General features: G+C 37.7%; 13 protein-coding genes. 9 read left to right on the top strand and 4 right to left on the bottom strand.

Annotation, left to right across the window (positions count from 1 at the left end; translation table 11 throughout):
• Positions 1-35: 35 nt before the first annotated feature.
• Positions 36-182 carry a hypothetical protein gene (locus AC0INN_RS13595; protein ID WP_306613601.1) on the top strand — a complete coding sequence of 49 codons (147 nt, stop codon included), beginning with the start codon at positions 36-38 and terminating at the stop codon, positions 180-182.
• 220 nt (positions 183-402) lie between these two features.
• Positions 403-2,721: a hypothetical protein gene (locus tag AC0INN_RS13590; protein ID WP_306613599.1), complete on the top strand. Its 2,319-nt coding sequence runs from the start codon at positions 403-405 to the stop codon at positions 2,719-2,721.
• 670 nt (positions 2,722-3,391) lie between these two features.
• Here the strand turns inward: AC0INN_RS13590 and AC0INN_RS13585 are convergent.
• Genes AC0INN_RS13585 through AC0INN_RS13570 form a run of 4 tightly spaced genes read right to left on the bottom strand, consistent with a single transcriptional unit; the run spans position 3,392 to position 5,827 of the window.
• Positions 3,392-3,796 (bottom strand): hypothetical protein, encoded by a 405-nt coding sequence (locus AC0INN_RS13585; RefSeq protein ID WP_306613597.1) that lies wholly within the window; start codon positions 3,794-3,796, stop codon positions 3,392-3,394.
• Between the two features lie 4 nt (positions 3,797-3,800).
• Positions 3,801-4,223, bottom strand: a complete 423-nt coding sequence (locus tag AC0INN_RS13580; RefSeq protein WP_306613595.1) for a hypothetical protein — start codon at positions 4,221-4,223, stop codon at positions 3,801-3,803.
• A 59-nt stretch (positions 4,224-4,282) separates the two neighbouring features.
• A complete protein-coding gene (locus AC0INN_RS13575; protein WP_306613593.1) occupies positions 4,283-5,356 on the bottom strand; it encodes a DUF932 domain-containing protein in 1,074 nt (357 codons plus the stop codon).
• Positions 5,357-5,404: 48 nt separating this feature from the next.
• Positions 5,405-5,827: a single-stranded DNA-binding protein gene (locus AC0INN_RS13570; protein WP_306613592.1), complete on the bottom strand. Its 423-nt coding sequence runs from the start codon at positions 5,825-5,827 to the stop codon at positions 5,405-5,407.
• Between the two features lie 850 nt (positions 5,828-6,677).
• On the opposite strand from AC0INN_RS13570, the gene AC0INN_RS13565 reads away from it, so the two are divergent.
• From AC0INN_RS13565 to AC0INN_RS13535, 7 genes are all read left to right on the top strand, one after another.
• On the top strand, positions 6,678-8,876 hold the full coding sequence (locus tag AC0INN_RS13565; RefSeq protein WP_306613590.1) for a CHAT domain-containing protein: 2,199 nt from the start codon (positions 6,678-6,680) through the stop codon (positions 8,874-8,876).
• 808 nt (positions 8,877-9,684) lie between these two features.
• Entirely contained in the window at positions 9,685-10,455 is a 771-nt protein-coding gene (locus AC0INN_RS13560; protein ID WP_306613588.1) for an SMODS-associated NUDIX domain-containing protein, read from the top strand.
• Positions 10,445-11,644: a nucleotidyltransferase domain-containing protein gene (locus AC0INN_RS13555; protein WP_306613586.1), complete on the top strand. Its 1,200-nt coding sequence runs from the start codon at positions 10,445-10,447 to the stop codon at positions 11,642-11,644. The genes AC0INN_RS13560 and AC0INN_RS13555 overlap by 11 nt, the downstream gene beginning before the upstream one ends.
• On the top strand, positions 11,625-12,053 hold the full coding sequence (locus tag AC0INN_RS13550; protein WP_306613584.1) for a type II CBASS E2 protein: 429 nt from the start codon (positions 11,625-11,627) through the stop codon (positions 12,051-12,053). Before AC0INN_RS13555 ends, AC0INN_RS13550 begins: the two co-directional genes overlap by 20 nt.
• Before the next feature lie 61 nt (positions 12,054-12,114).
• Entirely contained in the window at positions 12,115-12,711 is a 597-nt protein-coding gene (locus tag AC0INN_RS13545) for a restriction endonuclease subunit S (protein ID WP_306613582.1), read from the top strand.
• Positions 12,701-14,230: a type I restriction-modification system subunit M gene (locus AC0INN_RS13540; RefSeq protein ID WP_306613580.1), complete on the top strand. Its 1,530-nt coding sequence runs from the start codon at positions 12,701-12,703 to the stop codon at positions 14,228-14,230. The genes AC0INN_RS13545 and AC0INN_RS13540 overlap by 11 nt, the downstream gene beginning before the upstream one ends.
• Positions 14,231-14,268: 38 nt before the next feature.
• Positions 14,269-14,873: restriction endonuclease subunit S (locus tag AC0INN_RS13535; protein ID WP_306613578.1), on the top strand; the 605-nt coding region annotated here is incomplete at its 3' end.

Below are 14,873 nucleotides of genomic sequence, written 5' to 3'. Positions count from 1 at the left end.
TTTCTTTTTATTATATATAATATATTTAGCCTCTTATGAAAGATCAATGCACTATCACATGGACTGGGCGCGTTGTGAAGGAACCTATGCCCCGTCATTTTGAACTTTTTGAATATGTAGGAACAGACGAAAAAGGGGAACCTATAAAAGTCTATGTTTACAGGATAGAAAAAGGTTGGTGAAAACGCTCATAGTTTACAGAGCTCAAACAGAAATGATCACGTTTAAAATCATTGGTAATCCTTTTAAGTATTGATTTTGATTAATTGTAAATTCTGGGATAATTTCTGATCTTGAAGAAGCTACTACGCCTAAATTGTCGTAATATCGTTAACTTTAAAGTATTGCTGTAACACCTTCATATATTAACCAAAAAAACTTCTGAATTAAACTAAGTAAATTATGATAACTATTGATAATATTGTAGAAATATGCGTAGCAATAGATATTGCAATCCTGGGTATTGCATACCCCATAATTGTTGATAAGACATCAAACATCGGCGACAAATATCAATCCGAGTATCTTTTAACTTTATTCAACTATGAAGATCCTCAAAAGCCTTTTAATGTTACTATTGGAAATAAGGTATACAAAATTTCGACCTTTAAACTGATTTTGTTTTCAACTCTTTTTTCATTTTTGTTTATAATTTTTAAAGTAGAACCGCTTTTCGGCTGGGATAACTTGATTATTAATAATTCAGCAAATTTTGTTGTATTTGCATTTACCATAGTGTTAACTGTCAAGTTCTTTAAATGGTTAGAAAAAGTCAGCCTTTTTAATGGAAAATCAACATCGCTATTAAGTCACATTATCAGAAAAAATGATCAGCTTCCTGAAAATGATGAAAAGCGACAATATTATCTAAAAGCCATCAACGAACTCACTTATTATGCCGTAGAAAAGCAGGACGAGCACTTGCAGGAAACGCTGCTCCAGTTTTATTACAAAACATTTGCAAATATCAGAAGGAACCATCCGAAAAATGAAGCTTTAATATATCCGGTTGATCTGTATTTTATGGTCAACAAGATTAATGAAGAAGCGACGGTAGTTCAAAATAGAAAACTCCGGGGCATTGAACATAGAGCTGTCAGCGGTGTTTGGTTGCTGGGAGAAGATTTTGAAGAGATCATCATATCCGATGAAACGTATAGAACACTTTGGTGGAATATTTATACGATATGTGATTTTCCACGGTTGGTCAAAATGTTCTGGGCTCATTCACATCAGTATTATGATCACCGATTAAGATTAGTAATCGCAAACTTTGAGTCTGGTGGAGTGATCAGCAATTCGGACGAAATTAACCGAAGAGATCTGGAACGCAAGCGGTTTCTTGAATTTCATTATGCGCTAGGGGGGCTTATGTTTTATCGCAGCAAATATGAAGTGTTGAAGTATTTTTTAGAATACACGCAAGCACAACCACCGAGATATGTTTTATTACCAAGAACAATGACTGATATATTTCAGTGGTTTGAATATTTTGGGAATGAATTCAAAAATATAGGTGCACCTATTGACTTTAAATATTACTACCCCGAGCTCGACAATCTCGGTAATAGAAGACAGGTGAGTTATTGGATATGCTGTTATATCACAATCTTATTCATCAGGCAATTTTTCTTAGGTCAATCTCAGCGTTATCGGGAGTCTATAGTAGCCCCCAACCTTCCCGATGAAATAATTGAGCTAGGTAACTGGCTCGATCGGTTGACTTTCTTTGAGAAATGCTTAAATGACGTTTTGCAGAATTTTCAGCTTCTTAGAACTTTGAATTATGAGTTAGACGAGGCAAAAGACAAAGAATTGCGGCAATTTCTAGCAAAGTTGAGACAAGATATAAAGGAGAAAATTGGCCAGCAGAAACTTCAGGCAGAGCTTTCGCCGGAGATGATCCAACTTTTTTATGAACGCTCCAGTGCTATTCTGCAAAAGGCTTTTGACGAGTATAATCCAATCTTTATTTCTGAAGATGAAGAGCACAAAAAAGCGAAAATAAAACTAACGGTTTCCGGCAGTACGATGTTGATTTCCAAATCTGCATTTACCCAAGGCGATATTCCTCATATGAACTCCGATACAATTTTAGCCTCAGCCTTAGTAAGAGAAAGTATAAGAAAGTATATACCGAACTCTTTTGCAATTGCAAGAACCAAAAGGTATTTGCTTAAACCAGAAGATCTGATTGCAGGATTAACAAAATTAATAAATGAACAGTCTGGGGTGGTAATTGTTGGGGTTAACCTACAATACCAGATTCAGCAGATTATTGATGGTAGTGCATTTAAAAATCTGGTCATACCTATCCCAGCAACAGAGTTTGATGCCCAAGATCTGTTTTTTATTATCCGAAAAGAAGATTTACCCGCTATAGAACATAGGGTATTGCAGCAGAATGAAATTGATGAATTACAGCTTGTGCCAATTAATGAAAATTTAAAAATTTATGCTTCGGTCATTGATATCAACAAAGAGGAAAACCGTTCCACTAAAGAACGGTGGAGTGTAGATAATGAAGCAGGCGATCAAGACCTTAAAGTTCAGATGGCGTTAGCTTTTTTAAGTGTGATACTTTGGAAAGATTCAAGAGAAGTTATTCAGATGAGTGTCTACTCCGAATACAAGGAACAGGGAATTCCTAACATTTTAAACGATGTTACACCACTGGAAAACCGAGGGGACAATAACGATTCAGGCGAGTCTCAAGATTAATATTATTAAAAAACATAGCTGTGAAGCTAACTGGGATACTGCGTATCCCAGAAATAACCAGCAACGGCTGTCGAAGCGGGGATAGAGTAGAAGCTGACGGCCGTTGCAGCCGATTTTCGCGCCAAAAGCAGTAGGTTTTTGGCCGGCGACAGTTTTTTCAACTACCGCCGGTATGCTGTCCGCTTGATAAGGTGATATATAAGTTTGATCGTGTCATTTTTTTAATTTTTAGAGGTTAAAATTTCCTGTATCAATGTGAGGTCAAAATCAACAGTTCTGAATTTGACATCCTCAAAAGCTTTGTAATTTGCCATTCCAGAGGGATGAACTATCAGGAATCGCTTTTTATGCAGTCAAAGTGCCTGGATAATTGCTCGATTTCCTCAGCTTTGGCATCTAAAAAAGCCAGTTCTTTTTCACCGAGCCACTGTTCGTAGAATGGGTCTTTTGCTGTCCTGCACAGCGGGAAGGAAATACCGTGTTCTTTTCGTGCTATATAACCCAAAAAGGATTCTACATTTATAATTTCGAGCAGATCGGTTGTTTCGAGGGACTTTTTTAGCCAATCCCCCCAAAAGGGGGATAATGGCTACTTCATAGTTGTTGCGACCTACTTCGCTAAATGTCTTGATTAGGATGATATCAGTTATTTTATCTGATTTTTTCATGACTAAGGATTTAAGTTTATGTCTACAATTTTTCTATTACCGAACAGCATATAAATGGCGTATTTCAATTCTCGGCTACATTCTTTTTGCTCGGCATAATGTATCGTTGCATGCATGGAGAAAAGGGCATCGTAACCGTCAAACAACTGATCTCTGAAGGTCTTTTTATTTCTGTACAACCTTGTACCGTTTTTGAGGTATCTGCGCTCAAAGTTGGCTATGTAGTCAAACCATATATTTACATCTATATATTTTTTCGTCCACTTTTTTTCGATTTCCAATCTATGTTTTACCCATAATTCGGCTTCTTTTTTTATGAATTCGGTCAGTGCTTTGAGTTCTTCGGGAAACAGTCTTGCGAGCAGATAGGCTCTGTCAAGGTTGTTCATGTGATCTAAGGTTTTCATCTTTTTAAATTTTTGGGTTGTTTTTCTTAAAATCAATGGTGACGACCTTATCGTCCCCGAAATAGAGTTCAATTGCCAGTCTCAACATGGCGGGAATGGCTTCTGAACCTGCCAATCTTATCAGGCAGTGAATACCGAAAACACTGTTGTCCTGATAGAAAAACTGATCTGCAAAAATTCTCGGATTGCGATACAGTAGAACACCGAATTTTTCAAGTGTATCCTCGGCATTTTGTACAAGCCTATACCAATAATCGGCTGTTACAATGCAGTTTGGTGGCCATGTTTTTCTAATATCCTGCTCTTTCTCACGTAAGTGTACTATTTCGGTTTTTATAAAGTCAGTCAACGTTCCGAGCTGATCAGGAAAGAGCCTGGCAACGGCAAATGCCCTTTCGGTATTGTTCATTTCTTGTAATGATTTCATGATCTTTTGATTTTTAAAAAGTGGCAGTTTTTACAGTCCTGCCACCTTTTGGGCTGTGCTTAATTCAGTTGGAAAATGTCTGTTCCGATTTTCTCGAAAGATGTACATAGGTCAAACGCCTTCTGTGATTTGAGTTGTGCAGTACCACCGAGTACAATGCTCTGTAACTTCGCTTCGCCATCCTTGTAATTGCGAACATTCTGAAAGTAGCCAGTAACGGCATTGTAAGCCCCGAATAGTGTTCCTTTGGTCGTTTCCAGTTGCTGTGTGTCGTTCATCATCGCATAAGCAAAGGCATCGTTCACGGTATTTTTGAACATCGTTGACAGTTCATCGTCCGCACCTTTTTTAAGGAGGTTATACGATTCCTTATTTGGGCATAAGGCAAGCTGTATCAGCTTTTTGACTTCGTTGTCCTTAATCTTTAAGGTAGCCCAGCGATTGAAAATCCCGTCCATTTGCATAGTCATGGTATTTGCCAGTTCCATCACTTTATGGGCATCGTTAAGGCGTTGTTTTGCTCCTGCGGTATGTTTGATGCGTATAACGTTGCTCATATTTCGCAGGGATGCGTTCAGGGTGTTTTGACATACGATTCGGATAGGGGTGAAGGCAGCTGTAATGCTTCCGCTTCCGTCATGGCTTGTGGTCAGGAAGATGTATTTTTCAATCACATCATCCGAATTGCCTATACGGATATAATTTGGAAGTTTGGCTGTGATAAATATGCGTTCGCCCTGACCGAGTGCCCCTGCAGTCTCGTACAGAATACCACTGCCACCGCCTACAATAGAATCAAAAAATGTAAAGGCATCTTTATTCTGCACGATGTGGTAGTCCCTGCCAACTACACCAAGTACGGTATTGTTATCTGTGCGGATATTGGCAAAATAGTTAGGTACTTCGATTTCAGTGTCCTGAATGACAATACCGTCCGAAATTTGCACGATTCCTGATCCTTTGGTGAACAAAGGACTTTTTTCTACTTCGTAGTCCAATCCTGCGTGTCTGATTGCTTCGGCACTTGTTGGGTATTCCTGAACGATCTGTCCCAGTCCGTGCCAAGCCTTTTCTTTTACGCTGAAAAATGAATATCTACCTGTTCTATTGTTGAAATTTAGATTGTGTCCCATGATTTCTATTTTAAAGGGTTAAATGTTTTGGATTTTGTACTGTCCTGCCTAGAATGGGAGGTCGTCTTTTTCGTCCTCTTTTGCAGTGTTAACAGGTTCCTGTTTTTTACTAGCCTGTACGGAATCTTTTTCCGATGCTGTTCCCCAAGCGGGTTTGATATTGGAGGTTGTGAAGTTCAGCCCTGCTTTTGGGTTGCCGTCTTTTCCAGTCCACGCCATTGTGCTGATCTGTCCCGTCAGTTCGACATATAGCCCCTGTTTTAGCCATGAGACTGGCTTTACGCTTCTCCAGTAGGCACATTCAATAAATGCGGTGTTGTCCACCCATTCCCCCTGTTTGTTTTTGTAGCCGTCATTTACCGCTACACTGAAGTTTACCACTTCCTTACCTGATGTTGTTTTGCTGACCGTTGCATCTTGTGCCAGCCTTCCTGAAATGTTCATAAGTTTTGTTTTTAAGTTGTTATACAATCCTGTTACGTTTGCTTTCCTTTCAGTCCTGCAGAGCCTCGGCCCAGATCATTTTTTTCAAAAGAAAAAACAGGAAAAAAAAGAAAGTCAATCCGTACATAGGGGAATTGAGGTAAGGCAAAAGGAAACGGAATAAAGGATGGGTGAGTGCGACGGCATGTGTTTATGCCGTAGTCTTTTGCGGGCTGAGGGTTGGCTGCCCTATGTACTTTTGAATGTCTTTTTCGACTTTTTTTTTGATAAAAAGTGATTCCCCAATTTTATTTTCAATAAAAAAAAAAATAAACCTAAAAAGCAGTGTTATTTCATAGGGAATAGGAAGGTGAATGCTGCTGAAATGAGGCGGAAAGCTTCCTATTTGCTATGTTTGGGAAGGCATAAAAGCTCTTTTCTGCAAAGGTTTTGCAGTGGAGGAAATGTGCTTTGCCAAGCTTGGGAAAGATGTTATAGCTTATCTGGAAATAGGAATTTTAAAAAAATGATTTTGCGAGAGTGATGGAAGCGGCATCCTTTTTCTGAAAAAAGATATAGCGGACAGCATGACCGGGCTGAACGCACGGGCCATTAGCAGTGCCGTGCAGACTGGGCTCGTCCTGTGGATAAGGGTGTTTAGAATACCTGTCTCTTAACAATGCTTTTGAGCGGAGAAAAGAAAAACGGAATGCGCGCTCCTCTTTCTTGCAAATGAAATTGCATATTTGTACAATGAAGTGACAATAAAGTCAAATGATGGTGATCGGTTAACTTTTAGGAATCAGTGTCCTATGCTCCCGGAAAGGGTGAAATCTTCAGACTCCTGATTTTTTACCTGTCATAATATTTTATATATTGACGCGGCCAAACTTAATTTATGATGCATTTTAATTTAGCAAAGTCAATTGTTTCCCCCACTCAGATACAGTATACCGTTTTCAGTGGCGGAAATCCAAATGAGTACAGTGACTTCCACAGGGTTGTTTTAAATATATTGAGGGAGTTTCCCAAAGATCTTATGCAATTGGCGGACCCTGCCGGATTTTATCACTGGTGTTACCGGTCGGGGAGTAATCAGGGCCTAAATTTATACCTACTGCACGCAGAACTGTTTAATGCTGAAATGATATTGAACAGTGCTTTCTTCAAGGAATACTCAGGATTTTTTAATAGAGACTTGGTGAAGGTATTTTTAATCGATAGCAATATCTCCAACCATAAGGAGATTGCGCAGCTGGTTAGTGATATGACCTTTGGTTATTATATGATGATCAATGATCCTGGAGAAGAAAATGCTGCCTTTTATGATGAAAATAATTTCTTTGCGGATGTGCATGGTCTAATAAAACTTATCAAAAGGGACTTAGCACAGATTAACATCGTACTGCAGGAAGATTATGGTTTTCAAATCGACAGTTTTAATTTTCAGACCAACCCAAATGCCGACGAGTTAAACCCATTTCATCCAACAATGTACAGCCATTCCAATTATTTTCTGTTAAACCAGATATTAGCTAACGATTGGGCAAAGAAACATCAGTGGCCTAAACAGGAAGACATGCCAATGTTCAATAAAAAGAGGGCGACCATTCAGTTGGGGCAGGCTACGGTAATTGATGGATTGTCTCAAGTTGTGCGCATAGGTGAACCTGCTGCACTGATAGAACCCACATATCCGCCAATGATTATTATTGCACCTTTTCATTTTCCACGCTTTAGAAGGCTAAGGGCAAAACCATTTGAAACCAGGAGGCAAAAGGCGTTATTCAAGGTTTCACAGACCGAACAGAATCTTGATTATACATTTGAAATTGAAGAAGACACTCAAAAGATCTTGGGACATGAGCTGATCGGGCAGGCGTTCAGTTTTCTGACAAATAGATTGAATATGCTCGATTACGCAGGTTACCTTCACGGGCAGTTAACGTATTCGCCGATTTTCAGGATGCCTATCGTGGGTAAATCTCTAAATATGGACCTGTCACATTTTGAAAATGCTTTTACAACCAGAAAACATGCTATAAAAAAAATTGAAACAATAGGCGAATTGATGCGGAAAAAGATGGTTGTCCCACAATTAAAAGAGTATTTGGAGCAAAGAAATGGACAAATTGTTTTTATATCCGATCTGCCAATGGAGTGGTTGCGTTTAGATAGATATCCCATTTGCCTGACCCACGATATTTGCCGGATACCTGAATTTAATTTTAGTAGCCTTGTCAATAACTATGTACACAATCAGCGATTGACATTTGCGGTAGGATCAGATATTTTAGAACATACATTAATTATTCACTGCGCAAGTGAAGAGGATCAGGATATGCACCACTATTTTGGCGGAATTGCAGCTATGCAAAAGGAGTTAGGGTTTAAAAGTATTTTCTGCAAAACCGTTGATGACATCGAGGATGCAGTAAAGACCTTAAAACCTCATTTTTTAATATTTGATTGCCACGGTGATTTTGACGATAAAGATCTGTCAAGCTTCCTTGTAATTGATAACAAAAACAACGTAAGGTTAACCGGAGAAGAGATTATCGCGCGGGGTATTAGCGCTCCTTTGGTATTTATTTCTGCCTGCAGTACAATGCCAAATTATGGTTACGTGAAATTCTTATCAGATGCTTTTATGCAGGCTGGCGCATTTGCTGTTACAGCTACCTTTATGCCAATTATGATGCATGACGCTGCTGTACTTATTTTACGAATTTTAAGTAACCTCAAACAACAGGAAAATAAGGTGATTTTTTCAAATTGGCTGGCTTTTATATCACATACTTTGAGAAGTACACTTATTTTTGAAACAGTGAGGAAAACCAGGTCAAAATATAATCTTGATAAGGAAATAGCTGATGATAAAGTTGCTGACATCCTTTTGATGCTGATGGTTTTTGATACGCGCGAATCTGCGCTGGATGAACTGAGTGAATATTTGCAGGAAATTATTCCTGAAGCTGATGTAGCTTTCGAAAATTTAAATCATGAATGGTTATCATATACAACCCTAGGCCGTGCAGATCTCATTAAATTTGAGCTTTGGCTTAATAAGCATGTACAGATTAACGAAGCTGTTTAGCAGTAATAATTCCGTATACTAAGTTTTATAAAAAGAAATAAATTATGATAAAATTAATATCATGACAGTATTTTACAATATTAGTATTAATGTGCTTCAGTCCAATCTAGTACCGTCAATGGAAATCAATTGACCGCTATCGCTGTAATATGTAACTTCACTGTCGCCATCGTTAGCACCCGTACAGAAATCTTCTATTATTTTTTATAAAATTGTGTTTGAAATCGCCAGTATTGTAACTGTAGTATTACTGAGGACATGGATAGAAAGATTTGTGCTTAGTAAATTAAATAACAAAAGAGCAGGTGCTGATAAAAATTTATTTTACAAGATTATTCCAATACTCAATCTGGATGACAATTACATCAATCGGCACTTGGTCAGGCGTTTAGAATGCTAAGTACCATGGGAGAAGCTACTGATTGATAGTTGTGGAATTCCAAAACAAAAATTATAAAATTATTTTTCAATACAGTGATCTGTAAATCAGATTGTTGTATTTTTAGTAATCCGTGTACTGGTGTTTTTATTTGTTTTTAAATAATAAATTTATATCTTTGTAATGTGATTATAAAATAGAAAAACCAAATCTACTGGCGTAGAGATGGTTTTTATAAATTTTTAATATTGACTTACAAATCCCGTATTGAGCTTACAATACAAACACGAGGTTGGTCACCTCAGTATGATTTGGAGTAAAGTAGTCATTAATTCCATTGCAAAGCTATGTATATTTTTGTTGATATGCAAGTTTTTGTTGATTATGGCACTCCATTAAGCATTTTTTTTAATATTAAAACATAAGCTAATGGCAGTAAAAACAGTTTTGGCAGCTTTAGGTATGGCTGCGGGAAAGGTTATTGTTAAAAAAGCAACAGAATCGTTGCTTGATAACCTAAACCAATTATATACCTATGTAATATCCAATTTTAGCAAAATCAGAAATCAGGATGTCCGTTTTTCAATCAGTTATCTAATCAGAATTAAAATTCCTGGAACTTCAAAATTTCTTCTGGTTCGTGGTCATAGGATTAAGAACCAGTTACAGCCCGTCGGTGGGGTGTACAAAAAAGTAAACGGTTTCTCTGAATTTAGAGAGTGGGGCTATAAGGAAGATTCCTCCAATAGAGGAATAAAAACTGACGATGTCAGTCTGAATGACCTGAGATTCCGCGTACAGGGAAAATATACGTTGAATGTTATCAAATGGTTTGAATATGCTGTAGGCAGAGAATACACTTTTGAGCGGGAGTTTGAGGAGGAACTTATTGAGACAGGTATTCTGGATGCTGAAATCTTTCGTAAGAAAACCCTTGAAAAGGTTTCTAAGGTCATGAAAGTCTTTAACTACAGTACATTTCATCAATGCTACGAGGTGCTAATCTATGACATCGTGGAATTTCATCCAACAGCAGAGCAGGAGCAGGCGCTGAAGCAGCTTCTAGACAGAGCTAGAAATGAGGGCGACGAGTACATGCTGGTTGATGTCACTGAAATCGAAAGATTACTAGTGATGGAAAATGAAGAGCAGATTGCTAGAATTGGAGAACATACAAAATACTTAATCAATGAAAAATAACTTACATAAATATACAGAGCAGGAGTTCAAAAAGGATGAACTTCTAGCAATTATTGCTTCAAACCTGGAGCTGGATGAAACACGCAAAAATCAGATGGAATCTGCGTATAAGGCTGTTAATGACGTTCTCTCTAGAGACGAGAATTTTTTTAAGGGCTATACAATCAGTGTATATGCTCAAGGTTCATTACTGATAGGCACAACGATAAAACCTCTTTCTGGAAAGGAGTTTGATTTGGATATTGTCCTTCATATCGAGGATTCTTACCATAATCACAGTCCTTCGGAAATTTACGATGAGCTTTATCGTGTATTGAGTAATCATGGAACCTATCGTGCACTTTTACAGAAAAAAAACCGTTGTGTAAGGATAAACTATAACAGTGACTTTCATATGGATGTTCTGCCGGGATGCATAATAGCCAGCAATAATACCCGGTTGATGATTGCGGAAAATGAATATAGAAAATTTTGGTCAAGAACAGACCCAAAGGGTTATGCTGAGTGGTTTAAGGAAATCTCTGAAAGAAATAACGGGAGTTTTTTACTCCAGGAAAGATATGGCCTCCTTTTGGAGGCTAAAATCGAAACGGAGGATTTGCCTACCCATCTTTATTTTAAGACTCCTTTACAGCGTACTGTACAGATTGTCAAAAGATATAGAGATTTGTTTTATCTTAATAAAGATAAATATACCAGTCCAGCTATCTCAAGTATAGTATTGACAACACTTTTGGCTCAATGTCACCAAGGTAATCTTTCCATACAGGATTCGCTGAGAAATGCAATGGTTCAGATGAAAAAGCTGGCTGATGACTATAAATACCATGGGATAGAATTTACAGTATACAATCCGGTTGACAATCATGAGGACAAAAGTAAGAGAGAAAATTTTACTGACTCATGGAAGGATAGACATTACAGCAGTTTTGTTAATTTTGTGGAGAGTTTTGAGAAAAAGTTGAATGCGTTCATCAATTACTCTACAACTGAGAGTAATTATACCGACTTATTTGGGGCCGGTTTTTATAAGGAGAATATACAGACTATTGTTCAGCTTGAAGAACGTGTTGCTGGAAATTCAAGATTAGCGGCGTTATTGTCGGGAACTGCATATACGAACTCTTCGGGTAAAATCAATGTGTCATCAGGTGTTAAAAATGGGAGTCATGGATTTTATGCTGAGTGATAGTGAAAAAGCCCGGAAATACTGGGTTGGCTTTCTGTTCAAAACCAAACTAGCTTGTGAAGCAGCTTTTGACTGGCTCACTTTTGAGCTGAAGGGTAGGGTACTGGAAGGAAGGGGTACTTTGGAAGAAAATGGTAAAACATATCATTTTACTATATTGTATTCTCCGTTTTTCCCTGGTAGGTTTGAACGCGTGAGGGTTGAGACCAAAAAATTAAGAAAGTGTGCCGACACACATTTTAATGGTGACGGTTCGTTATGTCTTTATCATCCTATAATGGATTTAAAAGGTCGAGCTTATCTTGATTTGGTCGAGGTGATACCTTGGATATCCGAGTGGGTTTATTACTACGAAAAATATGTGGTGTATAAGACCTGGTTGGGTCCTGAATATCCCCATAATATTTGATAATAAAATTTTCAGGTTCTCTATCCTTTCGGGATGGAGAACCTGTTAAAAAAAATATAAAATGAACAATAAATTTAAATTGTCAGAAATTGTTAGCATCAGGTCTGGAATGGTAGTTCCAAAAACTGTGAATAATGATGAAGAGAAATTAACCGATGCTTTTGTTAGGATGATCGGTACTTCGGATTATAATGATCAGGGAGTTTTAAGACCAAACCTTGAGCCGAACGTACTGTTCAAACCTTCGATAGAAAAAAATTTCCTTGTGAAGGACGAGATCTTGTTTAATTCGAAAGGCAGACGCTTTTTTGCTGCGCTATTTGACAATGAGTATTCTCATACGATAGCCAGCGCCTCTTTTTTGGTATTGACTTTACAGCGTGATGATGTTCTGCCGGAATTTTTGGTCTGGTACCTGAGTCATCCCGAAACCCTGAAAGTCTTCGATTCAAAGATGGTCACGCAGACCATGCCTTCTATAACAAAACAGGAATTAGGTGAACTGGAAGTTATTATACCTAATTTGCATACCCAAAATCAAATCATATCACTAGACTCCTTGAAAAAACAGCAAATCGCCATTCAGAAAGAGCTGATTGTTCTTAAGGAGGATTTTATCAATAAAGTAACCTATAAAAAATTAAAAAATGAGTTCTAAAGTAAGTCAAAGAGATATCAATAATACCGTATGGAATGCCTGTGATACTTTTCGTGGCACAATTGATCCGTCCCAATACAAGGACTATATTCTTACAATTTTATTTTTAAAATATGTAACTGATGTCTACAATGAGAAAAAGGAAGAGTACGCAAAAAAATATGAGGGCAATGAAGAGCGTATAAAGAGAGCGCTCCAGCGAGAACGCTTTATCGTACCTGATGAATCGAGCTTCTATTTTTTATATGATAATAGGAACAACCCAAAAATCGGGGAAATGATAAATCATGCATTGGCAGAATTGGAAGATGCAAACAGAGAAAAGCTTGGAGGTAATGATGGTTCGAATATTTTTAGGAGTATTGACTTTAACAGTTCCAATCTCGGGGACGAAAGAGGCAAGGTTACAAGACTGCGTACTTTATTAAATGATTTTTATAAGCTTAATCTTTCTTCATCAAATTTGGAAAACAGTGATGTGATAGGCGGTGCTTATGAGTTTCTTATTGCAAATTTTGCCTCAGATTCAGGAAAGAAGGCCGGAGAATTCTTTACGCCTTCTGAAGTATCGACTTTATTGGCAAAATTGACCAAATCCAAGCCTGGTTCACGTATTTATGACCCTACCTGTGGTTCTGGTTCTCTTCTGATCAAGGCGGGACGCGAAGTAGGTGACAACAATTTTTCCCTGTATGGCCAGGAAGCAAACGGTAGTACCTGGGCGCTTGCTGTAATGAATATGTATCTCCATGGTTATGACAGTGCGATTATCCGTTGGGGCGATACATTGAGAAATCCAAAACACAAAGAAGGCGATAACTTAATGCTTTTTGATACCGTTGTTGCCAATCCTCCCTTTTCTTTGGACAAGTGGGGAGCAGAGGAACTGTCGACTGATGTATATAACCGTTTTTGGAGAGGTTTACCGCCTAAGTCGAAAGGGGACTGGGCATTCATTTCGCATATGCTAGAGTCATTAAACATCTCAGGAAAAGCTGGCGTAGTGGTTCCGCATGGTGTTCTTTTCAGAGGAGCAGCGGAAGGAAAGATCAGAACTAAGATCTTGGAGGAAGATTTGATTGAGGCGGTTATCGGTTTACCATCCAATTTATTTTTTGGTACCAGTATCCCTGCTGCAATCATTATTTTCAATAAACAGAAGTTGAATAGGGAAAAAGTGCTGTTCATTGACGCAAGTAAGGCATTTGTGCCAGGTAAAAATCAGAATGTTCTTGGTTCCGATCATATTGCCCATATTTCTGATGTGTTTACGAGATTCCATGATGAATTGGCTCTAACTGGAGTAGTGGAAGACAAATTTGCATATGTGGCGAATTTAGATGAGATCAAAGAGAATGATTTTAACCTGAACATTCCACGTTATGTAGATACTTTTGAGGAAGAAGAAGAAATCGATATAAAATCTGTAATGCAGGAAATAAAGTCTTTGGAAGCACAACGTGCAGAGTTGGATAAAGAAATCGAGGGATATTTACAGGAATTGGGACTTACTCTTTAATTTTTACAATCCTTAATGTTTATAATAAAGACAATTAAATGATAAAGACCGAAGAAAAGAAATTAAAGATAGGAAATGTTCCAAATTTGAGATTTCCAGGATTTGAAGGGGAGTGGGAAACTAAGAAGTTGGGCGATATTTTACAATTTAAAAACGGAATAAATGCTTCAAAGGAAAAATATGGCAAGGGTGTGAAATTTGTTAATGTTTCTGATATACTTAATAATGAGTTTCTTACATACGATAATATTATGGGGTCAGTTGATATTGACAATACAACGCATGAGAAGTACCTAGTGGAGTATGGAGATATCCTCTTTCAAAGAAGTTCGGAAACTAGAGAAGAAGTTGGGACAGCAAATGTATATTTAGATATTGATAAAACAGCGACATTTGGGGGATTTGTAATTAGAGGAAAAAAGATCGGTGATTATAATCCTATTTTTTTTAATAACCTGTTAAAAACCAACTCGTCCAGAAATAGTATAACCTCTAAGTCAGGTGGTAGTACAAGATATAATGTTGGGCAGGAAACGTTGAATTCGGTAGAACTATTTTTTCCACAAATTCCTGAACAAAATAAAATTGCCGATTTATTGGTACTATTGAATCAACGAGTACAAACCCAAAACAAAATAATTGA

This window comes from Chryseobacterium subflavum (genome assembly GCF_055762745.1).
The sequence above is the reverse complement of the archived record's forward strand: the minus strand, read 5'-3'. Positions and strand labels throughout refer to the sequence as shown.

What these genes read in the sequence shown, in the direction of transcription:
- AC0INN_RS13545 (WP_306613582.1), top strand. Translation starts at nt 12,115, where the DNA reads ATGAACAATAAATTTAAATTGTCAGAAATTGTTAGCATCAGGTCTGGA.
- AC0INN_RS13575 (WP_306613593.1), bottom strand. Translation starts at nt 5,356, where the DNA reads ATGGGACACAATCTAAATTTCAACAATAGAACAGGTAGATATTCATTT.
- AC0INN_RS13550 (WP_306613584.1), top strand. Translation starts at nt 11,625, where the DNA reads ATGGATTTTATGCTGAGTGATAGTGAAAAAGCCCGGAAATACTGGGTT.
- AC0INN_RS13560 (WP_306613588.1), top strand. Translation starts at nt 9,685, where the DNA reads ATGGCAGTAAAAACAGTTTTGGCAGCTTTAGGTATGGCTGCGGGAAAG.
- AC0INN_RS13585 (WP_306613597.1), bottom strand. Translation starts at nt 3,796, where the DNA reads ATGAAAACCTTAGATCACATGAACAACCTTGACAGAGCCTATCTGCTC.
- AC0INN_RS13555 (WP_306613586.1), top strand. Translation starts at nt 10,445, where the DNA reads ATGAAAAATAACTTACATAAATATACAGAGCAGGAGTTCAAAAAGGAT.
- AC0INN_RS13595 (WP_306613601.1), top strand. Translation starts at nt 36, where the DNA reads ATGAAAGATCAATGCACTATCACATGGACTGGGCGCGTTGTGAAGGAA.
- AC0INN_RS13580 (WP_306613595.1), bottom strand. Translation starts at nt 4,223, where the DNA reads ATGAAATCATTACAAGAAATGAACAATACCGAAAGGGCATTTGCCGTT.
- AC0INN_RS13565 (WP_306613590.1), top strand. Translation starts at nt 6,678, where the DNA reads ATGATGCATTTTAATTTAGCAAAGTCAATTGTTTCCCCCACTCAGATA.
- AC0INN_RS13590 (WP_306613599.1), top strand. Translation starts at nt 403, where the DNA reads ATGATAACTATTGATAATATTGTAGAAATATGCGTAGCAATAGATATT.
- AC0INN_RS13540 (WP_306613580.1), top strand. Translation starts at nt 12,701, where the DNA reads ATGAGTTCTAAAGTAAGTCAAAGAGATATCAATAATACCGTATGGAAT.